Origin of the sequence: Scandinavium lactucae (assembly GCF_033843265.1) — a bacterium.
Taxonomy (GTDB): domain Bacteria; phylum Pseudomonadota; class Gammaproteobacteria; order Enterobacterales; family Enterobacteriaceae; genus Scandinavium; species Scandinavium lactucae.
Genome location: NZ_JAWXRD010000005.1, coordinates 134,782 through 146,072 on the forward strand (window position 1 = coordinate 134,782; position 11,291 = coordinate 146,072).

The window sequence follows — 11,291 nt, forward strand, 5'->3', positions numbered from 1 at the left end:
TCCGTGAATGCCCCGTAGCACCTGGTTGAATGTTGTATTTATCGTATTGTTCGCCCTCTGGGTGCCCTTTAGTCAGGCCGACAATGGATGGCAACCGGTAAAGGAAACCATCCGCAAAAGCGAGAAAGATCCCCGTCAATATCAGGCTATCAAACTTGATAACGGCATGGTCGTGCTTTTAGTCTCCGATCCACAGGCGGTGAAATCATTGTCTGCGCTGGTGGTGCCCGTCGGCTCTCTGGAAGATCCTGATTCGCATCCGGGCCTGGCACACTTCCTCGAACACATGACGCTGATGGGGTCTAAAAAATACCCCCAGGCGGACAGTCTCGCCGAATATCTCAAAATGCACGGTGGCAGCCATAACGCCAGTACCGCGCCATACCGTACCGCGTTCTATCTTGAAGTGGAAAATGACGCGCTGGAAGGGGCTGTTGACCGCCTCGCCGATGCCATTGCTGAACCGCTGCTGGATAAAAAATACGCCGACCGGGAACGGAACGCGGTGAACTCCGAGCTGACAATGGCCCGTAGCCGGGACGGGATGCGTATGGCGCAGGTGAGTGCCGAAACCATTAACCCGGCACATCCGGGGGCTCGTTTCTCCGGGGGCAATCTCGACACGCTGAGTGATAAACCGGGCAGCCCGGTGCTGGATTCGCTGCTTGCTTTCCGCGACAAATATTATTCAGCCAATCTGATGAAAGCGGTTATCTACAGTAATAAGCCGTTGCCAGACCTGGCCAAAATGGCCGCCGAGACCTGGGGCCGGGTGCCGAATAAAAACATTACTCGCCCGGAAGTTACCGTGCCGGTTGTGACCGATGCGCAGAAAGGGATAATCATCCATTACACGCCTGCGGTGCCTCGTAAGGTGCTGCGCGTCGAGTTTCGTATCGATAACAACACCGCGCAGTTCCGCAGTAAAACCGATGAACTGGTGACCTATCTGATTGGTAACCGCAGTCCGGGTACGCTGTCAGACTGGCTGCAAAAGCAGGGGCTGGCGGAAGGCATTCGCGCGGATTCCGATCCGGTAGTCAATGGCAACAGTGGCGTGCTGGCAATTTCAGCCACGTTGACGGACAAAGGCCTGGCAAACCGTGACCAGGTTGTCGCCGCCATCTTCAGCTACCTGACGCTACTGCGCGAGAAAGGTGTTGATAAACGTTATTTCGATGAGCTGGCCAACGTGCTGGATCTCGATTTCCGCTATCCGTCGATCAGCCGCGATATGGATTATGTCGAATGGTTGGCGGACACCATGATCCGCGTCCCGGTGGAACATACGCTTGATGCCGTTAACATCGCCGACCAGTATGATGCGAAGGCGATCGGCGATCGTTTGGCGATGATGACCCCACAGAATGCCCGTATCTGGTATATCAGCCCGAACGAGCCGCACAATAAAACCGCTTATTTCGTCAATGCCCCGTATCAGGTGGATAAAATCAGTGCGCAGACCTTCAGCCAGTGGCAGCAGGAATCAGGCAAAATTGCCCTGCAGTTGCCGACGCTGAACCCCTATATTCCGGATGATTTCACGCTGATTAAGCCTGAGAAAGTGAGCGATAAGCCGCAGCTGATTGTCGATGAACCCGAACTGCGAGTGGTCTACACCCCGAGCCGTTATTTTGCCAGTGAGCCAAAAGCCGACGTGACGCTGGTGCTACGCAACCCCCACGCGATGGACAGTGCGCGTAATCAGGTTATGTTTGCTCTGAACGATTATCTGGCAGGTATTGCCCTCGACCAGTTGAGCAATCAGGCCGCCGTTGGCGGGATCAGCTTCTCAACGGGAGCCAACAACGGCCTGATGGTGAACGCCAACGGCTACACCCAGCGTCTGCCACAGCTATTCGATGCGCTGCTTGAGGGATATTTTAGCTACCAGCCGACGGAAGAACAGCTGGCGCAGGCGAAATCCTGGTATACACAGATGCTCGATTCTGCCGAAAAGGGCAAAGCCTTCGATCAGGCGATAATGCCAGTGCAGATGGTGTCGCAGGTGCCTTACTTCCAGCGTGAAGAGCGTCGTGACCTGCTCCCGTCGATTACGTTGCAAGACATCCTGACCTGGCGAGACAACCTGAAAATGGGCGCGCGCCCTGAATTCATGGTCGTCGGCAATATGACGGCGGAGAACTCCATCGATCTTGCGCGTAAAGTGCAAAAGCAGCTCAATGCGCATGGAACCGAATGGTGCCGTAACAAAGACGTGGTAGTGGATAAAAAGCAAAACGCTATCTTTGAAAAAGCGGGCAGCAGCAGCGATTCCGCACTGGCGGCAGTGTTTGCCCCCCCGAACGCCGATGAGTTCAGCAGTTCCGCCACCAGCGCCATGCTGGGGCAGATAGTACAGCCGTGGTTCTACAACCAGTTACGTACCGAAGAGCAACTGGGTTACGCGGTGTTTGCCTTCCCGATGAGCATCGGACGTCAGTGGGGCGTGGGCTTCCTGCTGCAAAGCAGCGATAAGCAGCCGGGTTTCCTGTGGGAGCGCTTTAAGGCTTTCTTCCCGACAGCCGAAGCGAAACTGCGGGCAATGAAACCGGAAGAGTTTGCACAAATTCAGCAGTCGGTGATTGCGCAGATGCTGCAACCGCCGCAAACCCTGGGTGAAGAAGCCTCGAAGCTCAGCAAAGATTTCGATCGCGGTAATATGCGTTTTGATTCACGTGATAAAGTAGTGGCTCAGATTAAACTGCTGACGCCGCAAAAACTTGCTGACTTCTTCCATCAGACGGTGGTGGAGCCGCAGGGCATGACGATCCTTTCTCAGGTCTCCGGCAGCCAGAACGGGAAAACAGAATATGTTCACCCGAAAGGCTGGACGGTCTGGAAGAGCGTCAGCGCGTTGCAGCAATCCATGCCGCTGATGAGAGAGAACGAATGACCGAGACCGCCGAGTCCTTAAATCCCCTGCGTTTGCCGTTAATCGGTGAGCGCCTGATTGAAGCCTCTGCGGGCACCGGAAAAACCTACACCATCGCCGCACTCTACCTGCGGCTGTTGCTCGGACTGGGCGGCGAGGCCGCCTTTGTCCGTCCTGTCGATGTCGAAGAACTGCTGGTGGTGACCTTCACCGAAGCGGCCACCGAAGAACTACGGGGCCGTATTCGCAGCAATATTCACGAACTCCGTATCGCCTGTCTGCGAAACAGCACCGACAATCCGTTGTACGCCAGCCTGCTGGCCGAAATTGCCGACCCTGAACAGGCCGCCGAGGTATTATTACTGGCGGAACGGCAGATGGACGAAGCGGCGGTGTTCACCATCCACGGCTTCTGTCAGCGGATGCTTAGCCTCAACGCCTTTGAGTCCGGGATGCTGTTTGAACAACAGCTGATTGAAGATGAATCCCGGCTGCGTTTCCAGGCCTGCGCTGATTTCTGGCGACGTCATTGTTATCCGCTCCCGCGCGAGGTGGCAGAGGCGATCCACGCCAGCTGGAAATGTCCACAGGATCTGCTGAAATCTATCGATCGCTATCTGCAGGGGGAAGCCCCCCAGCTCAAAACCCCGCCGTCCGATCTAACGTTGATTGAACGCCATCAGCAGATTGTGGCGCAGATTAGCGAAATCAAAACCCGCTGGCTGGCTGCGGTGGATGAGATCGTCAGCATTCTGGAAAACGCCGATCTCGACAGGCGCAAGTTCAACCGTGGCAATCAGGGCAAATGGATCGAGAAGATCGGCTTGTGGGCGACGGACGAACACTCCGGTTACCAGTTGCCAGACGCGCTTGAGAAGTTTGCTCAATCTTTCCTGTATTCGCGCACCAAAGAGGGCGGCAATCCGCCGGTGCATCCGCTGTTTGACACCATAGAAGCCCTGATGGCGGCCCCGCCGTCGCTCAACGACCTGGTCATTTCCCGGGCGATGGTCGAAATCCGTGAGGCCGTCGCGCGCGAGAAACAGCGGCGGGGCGAGCTGGGCTTTGACGACATGCTGAGCCGTCTCGATGATGCCCTACAGGGCGAGAGCGGTGATGCCCTGGCGGCGGCGATTCGCCAGCGTTTCCCGGTGGCGATGATTGATGAATTCCAGGATACCGATCCGCAGCAGTACCGCATTTTTCGCCGTATCTGGCGACAGCAGGCGGATACCGCGCTGCTGCTGATCGGCGATCCGAAGCAGGCGATTTACGCCTTCCGCGGTGCAGATATTTTTACCTACATGCGTGCGCGTGGGGATGTCGCCGCCCATTACACCCTCGACACCAACTGGCGATCGGCCCCGGGCGTGGTCGAAAGCGTCAATCAGCTGTTTAGTCTTTCCGATAATCCCTTCATGTTCCGCGACATCCCCTTCTTGCCGGTCAAGTCCGCGCCCAACAATCAGGGCCTGCGGTTTGAGCTGAAAGGGGAAAATCAACCGGCGATGAGCTTCTGGCTGATGCCTGGCAACAACGTGGGGTCCGGCGATTATCAAACCTTTATGGCACAACTGTGTGCCGGACAGATTCGTGACTGGCTCAGCGCCGGGCAGCGGGGCGAGGCGCTGCTGTGGCGCGGCGAACACGCCCGTCCGGTTGAAGCGTCCGACATTACCGTGCTGGTGCGTAACCGCCAGGAAGCGGCGCTGGTGCGCGATGCGCTGAACGCCCTGGGTATTCCGTCGGTGTATCTCTCCAACCGCGACAGCGTGTTTGAGACCCCGGAAGCGCAGGAACTGCTGTGGCTGTTGCAGGCCGTACTGGCCCCGGAACGTGAAAGCAGCCTGCGCAGCGCGCTCGCCAGTTCGCTGTTTGGGCTGAATGCCCAGGATATCGAACGCCTGAATCTGGATGAGCAGGCCTGGGATGCGGTGGTGGAAGAGTTCACCCAGTATCGCCAGCTTTGGCAACAGCGGGGCGTGATGGCGATGCTGCGTGCGCTAATGGCGGCGCGGAATATCGCCGAGAACCTGCTGGTGACACACGGGGGAGAGCGCCGTCTGACAGACATTCTGCACCTGAGCGAACTGTTACAGGAAGCCGCCGGGCAGCTCGAAAGCGAACATGCCCTGATGCGCTGGCTGGCACAGCAGATTGGCGGCCCGGACAGCGGGTCCTCCAGTCAGCAGATGCGCCTGGAGAGCGATAAACACTTGGTGCAAATCGTGACGGTGCATAAATCCAAAGGGCTGGAGTATTCCCTGGTCTGGCTGCCGTTTATTGCCCGCTACCGCAAACAGGATCAGGCGTTCTATCACGACCGTCATTCGTTCGCGGCGGTGCTCGATTTACACAACGGCGAGGAAAGCCTCGAACTGGCAGAGGCTGAGCGTCTGGCCGAGGATTTACGCCTGCTGTACGTGGCGCTCACGCGCGCCATCTGGCATTGCAGCCTGGGTATTGCCCCGCTTAGCCCACGCCGTAGCGATAAAGCCACTGATACCGAACTGCATCACAGCGCCTTAGGGCGTCTGGTCCAGAAGGGGGAGGCTAAAGACGCCGCCGGGCTTGAAGCCTGCCTGCGCGCGCTGTGTAATGAACATATCGCCCTGACCCTCCCGTCGTTGCCGGAAGGGGGACGCTGGCAGGCGATTGCCCCTGAAATGCCGGAACTGCGTGCCAGAGAGATGCACCGACGCATTATTGACGACTGGCGAGTCACCAGTTATTCGGGCCTCCAGCAGCGTGGACATAGCGTGGCGCAGGACTTGCTGCCCAGGCTGGATATTGATGCCGCCGGTGTGGCGGGCGATGTCGATGAACCAGAGTTAACGCCGCATCACTTTCCGCGCGGGGCATCACCGGGGACTTTCCTGCATAGCCTGTTTGAGGCGATCGATTTTACTCAGCCGGTGTCCGAGACGTGGATGTTTGAGCAACTCGAGCGTAACGGGTTTGATACCCAGTGGGCACCAGTGTTAACCGAGTGGCTGACCACCGTCTTACGTACGCCGCTTTCCGGGGCGGGCATTTCCCTGAGTCAGCTCTCTGCCCAAAATAAACAGGTCGAGATGGAGTTCTATTTGCCTATCGAACAGCTGCTGGTGCCGCAGGCCCTGGATGCGCTGATTCGCCAGCATGACCCGCTGTCAGCCGATTGCCCGCCGCTCGATTTTCGGCAGGTGAGCGGGATGCTGAAGGGCTTTATCGACCTGGTCTTCCGTCACGAAGGCCGTTATTACCTGCTGGATTACAAGTCCAACTGGCTTGGCGACAGCAGCGAAGCCTACACCCACGCGGCGATGGCGCAGGCGATGCAGTCGCACCGCTACGACCTGCAATATCAACTCTACAGTCTGGCGTTGCACCGCTATTTGCGCCACCGCCTGAGCGATTACGATTACGACACCCATTTCGGCGGCGTGATTTATCTGTTCCTGCGCGGTGTGGACGGCGGAGACAGCGGGCAGGGCATTTTTACTACCCGTCCCGATCGGGTGCTGATTGACGGCCTCGATGCCTTGTTTGCCGGGGATACTCAGGAGGTGAGGGCATGAGCATGGAAGCCTTATTATTGGAAGCCGCGCAGCATAAGCTGTTGCGCCCGCTGGACGTGCAGTTTGCCCTGATGGTGGCGGCAGCGGATAAACCGGCGGTCATGCTGGCGGCAGCGCTGCTCAGCCGCGATGCCGGAGAAGGACATGTTTGCCTGCCGCTGTCCCGTTTTCATCCCGACGAGCAGGCCACTGGCCGGGCACAAAGCCTGTGGCAGCAACTGTTTGCTCAGGCCGAAGATGGGGATGATATTGAGACGTTGCTGCGTGCTTCTCCCGCCGTCAGCGACGGTTCAGTTGCCACGCCGCTGGTACTCTGCGAGGGACGCTTATACCTCAATCGGATGTGGCATAACGAACTTGTTATCGCTCGCTTTTTTAGCCAGCCCACCCCGGAATTATCCGGCGATGAAGCCTTGCTCACCACCACGCTCGCGGCACTGTTTCCGCCAACTGAAGATGTCGACTGGCAGAAAGTCGCCGCTGCGGTGGCGCTGACCCGACGTGTGTCGGTCATTTCAGGTGGCCCCGGCACCGGGAAAACCACCACCGTGGCGAAGCTGCTGGCGGCGCTGATTCAGACCAACACCCTGCCAAAATGTCGTATCCGTCTGGCTGCGCCGACCGGTAAAGCCGCGGCGCGTTTGACCGAGTCGTTAGGTGCAGCACTGCGCCAGCTGCCATTAACCGACGAACAGAAGAAACTGCTGCCTACTGAGGCGGGCACCCTGCACCGTCTGCTGGGCGCTCAGCCGGGTAGCCAGCGTTTACGCTATCACGCCGGGAACCCGTTGCATCTAGACGTGCTGGTAGTGGACGAAGCGTCGATGATTGATTTGCCGATGATGGCACGGCTGATTGCCGCACTGCCCGCACACGCCCGGGTGATTTTTCTCGGGGACCGTGATCAGTTGGCATCGGTGGAAGCCGGGGCCGTGCTGGGCGATATCTGCGCCTGGGTTAACGCCGGATACACCTCTGCGCGTGCGCAGGAGTTGAGTCGTCTGACGGGGACAACGGTGCCTGCAGGTGAGGGAACCGAAGCCGGAGCGCTGCGCGACAGCCTGTGTCTGTTGCAAAAAAGCTACCGTTTTGGCAGCGATTCCGGGATAGGCCAGCTGGCGCGCGCGGTAAATAATGGCGATGCAAAGGCGATGAAAAAGGTGTTTGCGCAGGACTTTGCTGACATCGCCCTCAAACCGTTACGCACTACTGCCGAGTATGAATCGATGCTCGAGGATGCGGTCGCCGGCTATGCCGATTATCTGGCGCGGCTGAAAACCCGGGCTGAACCTGCCGAGGTGCTGGCGGCATTCTCTCAGTATCAGCTGCTGTGCGCGCTACGTGAAGGGCCATATGGCGTTAGCGGGGTGAACGAACAGCTTGAGCAGACGTTGGCCCGCAAGCGGCGCATTGTGCTACCCCGACACTCGCGCTGGTATGAAGGGCGTCCGGTAATGATTGCCCGTAACGACAGCGCGCTGGGGCTGTTTAACGGCGATATCGGGATTGCGCTCGACAGGGGCACTGGGCTACGTGTCTGGTTCCCGATGCCGGATGGTACGATTAAATCCGTGCAGCCGAGTCGATTGCCCGAACACGATACCGCGTGGGTGATGACGGTGCATAAATCGCAGGGCTCGGAATTCAACCACGCGGCGTTGATTTTACCCTCGCAAAGCGTGCCGTTGGTCACCCGCGAGCTGGTGTATACGGCGATCACCCGCGCCCGTCAGCAGCTTTCTCTATACGCTGACCCGGTGCTGTTGACTCAGGCGATCACCGTCCGAACCGAGCGCCGGAGCGGGCTGGCGGCGTTGTTTTCGCAGTTGGGATAAGGTAATAATCCCGGACGACAGTTTATGCCGTCCGGCATTTTTGGTTTTACGTTAAATCGGCCATTAACACTTTGGATCGGCGCTGATAGTTGTACATCTCTTTCTTGCTCTCCGGCAGCAAATCCACTTCCACCGGCATAAACCCGCGTTCCTGGAACCAGTGAATGCTGCGCGTCGTCAGCACAAACAGTTTACTCAGCCCCATCTGTCTGGCCTGAGCCGCAATTCGCTCCAGCAGGACTTCGCCGCGCGATGAGCTCCGGTAGTCAGGATGCACCGCCACGCAGGCCATTTCACCGATTTTCTCTTCCGGGAACGGATACAGCGCCGCACAGGCGATAGTCGTGTTATCGCGCTGGATGACGGTGAATTTGTCGATCTCCATCTCCAGCTGCTCGCGTGAGCGTCGCACCAGAATCCCCTGTTGCTCCAGGGGTTCAATCAGTTCAAGGATCCCGCCAATATCGTTAATGGTGGCACGACGGATTTGCTCGGCGCTCTCCATCACTATCTGAGTGCCGATGCCGTCGCGAGAGAACAGTTCCTGTAACAGCGCGCCGTTTTCCTGGTAGCTGATCAGGTGGCAGCGACGCACCCCGCTCCGGCACGCTTTCACTGCCCCACGCAGGAATCGTACCGTACCGGAGTAATACTCCCCCTCGCTTTCCAGCGCTTCCACGCGGGCCTGTGCTTCATTGGGGAACAGTTCGGAAATGATCTCGCCCTGGCCGTTTAATACGCCCTGAGAGGAGCAGAAACCAATCATCTTCTCCGCTTTCAGCTTGATGGCGAGCTGCGTGGCAATTTCTTCCGAGGTCAGGTTGAAGCTTTCTCCGGTCACAGACACCGCGACCGGACCCATCAGGACGATGGCTCCGCTGTCGAGCTGGCGATGAATAGCTTCTTCATCAATACGGCGAATGCGTCCGCTGTGGCAGTAATCAATACCGTCATCCACGCCCAGCGGCTGAGCAATGATGAAGTTGCCGCTGACCACATTGATGTGCGCCCCCTGTAACGGGGTATTATTCAGGCTCATCGACAGCCGGGCGGTAATATCGAGCTGTAACATCCCCGCAGCCTGTTTCACCAGGTCGAGCGTTTTGGCGTCAGTCACTCGGGTATTTTTATGATACAGCGGCTCGTGGTGGTGCTCTGCCAGATTGGCATCAATCTGTGGACGCGCACCGTACACCAGCACCAGGCGAATACCCAGACTGTGCAATAACCCTATGTCATTGACGATGCTGGAGAAATTCTCATGCTCTATCGCTTCCCCACCGAGCATAATGACAAACGTCTTGCCCCTGTGGGCGTTAATGTAGGGAACAGAATGACGAAATCCTTCAACTAGTTCGGTTTTACGTTCCTTCACCACAGTACAACCTCGATGCATGATTATTCGTAATTAATGTATTTTTATTCTGTTTTGCCCGTCAGTGCAAGCAGCAATTTCAACGAAACTTTGCAAAAAGCCTGGCAGAAAAAGGGATGGATCAGGATTGTTTACCGTTTTATAGATGACAGTTTATGCGGCTTTGGTTAAAGTTTTCGGTCAAACCCGCCGTATAGATTGCTAAATTGAATTTTTTGCTTGGGAGAGGCATGTCTGGGAGTCTGTCAGGATTAAGTCGTCGTCGCCTATTAAAAGGCGCAGGCGCGATGTGGTTACTCAGTGTCAGCCAGGTAGGTCTTGCCGCTGAGGGGCGAGTGGTGGCGGTCCGCGTCTGGCCTTCGTCCACCTATACGCGCGTGACGATAGAATCCAGCCATGAGCTGAAATATAAGCAGTTTGCGCTGAGCAACCCCGAGCGAGTGGTGGTCGATCTCCAGGGGGTGAATCTCAATTCCGTGCTGAAAGGCATGAGTGCGCAGATTCGCCCTGACGATCCCTACATTAAATCCGCGCGCGTCGGGCAGTTCGATCCGCAAACCGTGCGCATGGTGTTTGAACTCAAGCAAAACGTGAAACCTCAGCTGTTTGGCCTGGCGGCGGTGGCCGGGTTTAAAGAGCGCCTGGTGATGGATCTTTATCCGTCCACGGCGACCGAAATGCAGGATCCGCTGTTGGCGCTGCTAGAGGATTACAACAAAGGCGACCTGGATAAGCAGGTGCCGCCCGCCCAAAGTGGGCCGCAGCCGGGTAAAGCCGGACGCGACAGGCCAATTGTTATCATGCTCGACCCAGGGCATGGCGGCGAGGATTCCGGTGCGGTGGGCAAATACCGTACCCGCGAGAAAGACGTGGTGCTGCAAATTGCCCGTCGGCTGAAGGCGCTTATCGAGAAAGAAGGCAATATGCGGGCCTTTATGACCCGAAATGAAGATGTGTTCATTCCGCTGAAGGTGCGGGTGGCAAAAGCGCAGAAACAGCGTGCTGACCTGTTTGTGTCCATTCACGCCGATGCTTTTACCAGCCGCCAGCCGAGCGGGTCGTCGGTGTTTGCCCTCTCGACCAAAGGGGCGACCAGTACCGCAGCGAAATACCTGGCACAAACCCAGAACGCCTCGGATTTAATCGGTGGGGTCAGCAAGAGTGGCGATCGTTACGTGGACCACACTATGTTCGACATGGTGCAGTCGCTGACCATCAACGACAGCCTGAAATTTGGGAAAGCGGTGTTGGGCAAACTAGGTAAGGTTAACAACCTGCATAAGAATCGGGTAGAGCAGGCCGGGTTTGCGGTGCTGAAAGCGCCCGATATCCCGTCGATTCTGGTCGAGACCGCGTTCATCAGTAACGTAGAAGAAGAGCGTAAGCTGAAGACTGCCACCTTCCAGCAGGAAGTTGCAGAGTCGATTCTGGCGGGGATCAAAGCCTACTTTGCCGACGGGGCAACGCTCGCGCGGCGAGGGTAAGTCTGGTAGAGAGAAAAGAATGGCGCTGAAAAGCGTCATTTTTTTTGAGGATTAACAGATTTTAGATACAAAAAAACACCCGTTAAGGTGCTTATTGTTTTTTGAAGTGGTTGCGGGAGCCAGATTTGAACTGACGACCTTCGGGTTATGAGCCCGACGAGC

Annotated in this window: 5 protein-coding genes; 4 read left to right on the forward strand and 1 reads right to left on the reverse strand. The window is 57.1% G+C overall.

Annotated elements, in window-relative coordinates; genetic code table 11:
• Positions 1 to 7 precede the first annotated feature (7 nt).
• Genes ptrA through recD form a run of 3 tightly spaced genes read left to right on the forward strand, consistent with a single transcriptional unit; the run spans position 8 to position 8,270 of the window.
• On the forward strand, positions 8 to 2,896 hold the full coding sequence (gene ptrA / locus SIK69_RS06625; RefSeq protein ID WP_319785690.1) for a pitrilysin: 2,889 nt from the start codon (positions 8 to 10) through the stop codon (positions 2,894 to 2,896).
• Positions 2,893 to 6,435 (forward strand): exodeoxyribonuclease V subunit beta, encoded by a 3,543-nt coding sequence (gene recB, locus SIK69_RS06630; RefSeq protein ID WP_319785691.1) that lies wholly within the window; start codon positions 2,893 to 2,895, stop codon positions 6,433 to 6,435. The genes ptrA and recB overlap by 4 nt, the downstream gene beginning before the upstream one ends.
• Positions 6,432 to 8,270: an exodeoxyribonuclease V subunit alpha gene (gene recD, locus SIK69_RS06635; RefSeq protein ID WP_319785692.1), complete on the forward strand. Its 1,839-nt coding sequence runs from the start codon at positions 6,432 to 6,434 to the stop codon at positions 8,268 to 8,270. The genes recB and recD overlap by 4 nt, the downstream gene beginning before the upstream one ends.
• A gap of 46 nt (positions 8,271 to 8,316) precedes the next feature.
• On the opposite strand, the gene argA is transcribed toward recD, so the two are convergent.
• Entirely contained in the window at positions 8,317 to 9,648 is a 1,332-nt protein-coding gene (gene argA, locus SIK69_RS06640; RefSeq protein WP_319628461.1) for an amino-acid N-acetyltransferase, read from the reverse strand.
• A gap of 227 nt (positions 9,649 to 9,875) precedes the next feature.
• Between argA and amiC the strand changes: the two genes are divergently transcribed.
• Positions 9,876 to 11,129: an N-acetylmuramoyl-L-alanine amidase AmiC gene (gene amiC, locus SIK69_RS06645; RefSeq protein WP_319785693.1), complete on the forward strand. Its 1,254-nt coding sequence runs from the start codon at positions 9,876 to 9,878 to the stop codon at positions 11,127 to 11,129.
• Positions 11,130 to 11,291: the final 162 nt, after the last annotated feature.

Bases quoted from the DNA above. Each gene is read 5' to 3' on its own strand.
- ptrA (WP_319785690.1), top strand. From the start codon at position 8: ATGCCCCGTAGCACCTGGTTGAATGTTGTATTTATCGTATTGTTCGCC.
- recB (WP_319785691.1), top strand. From the start codon at position 2,893: ATGACCGAGACCGCCGAGTCCTTAAATCCCCTGCGTTTGCCGTTAATC.
- recD (WP_319785692.1), top strand. From the start codon at position 6,432: ATGAGCATGGAAGCCTTATTATTGGAAGCCGCGCAGCATAAGCTGTTG.
- amiC (WP_319785693.1), top strand. From the start codon at position 9,876: ATGTCTGGGAGTCTGTCAGGATTAAGTCGTCGTCGCCTATTAAAAGGC.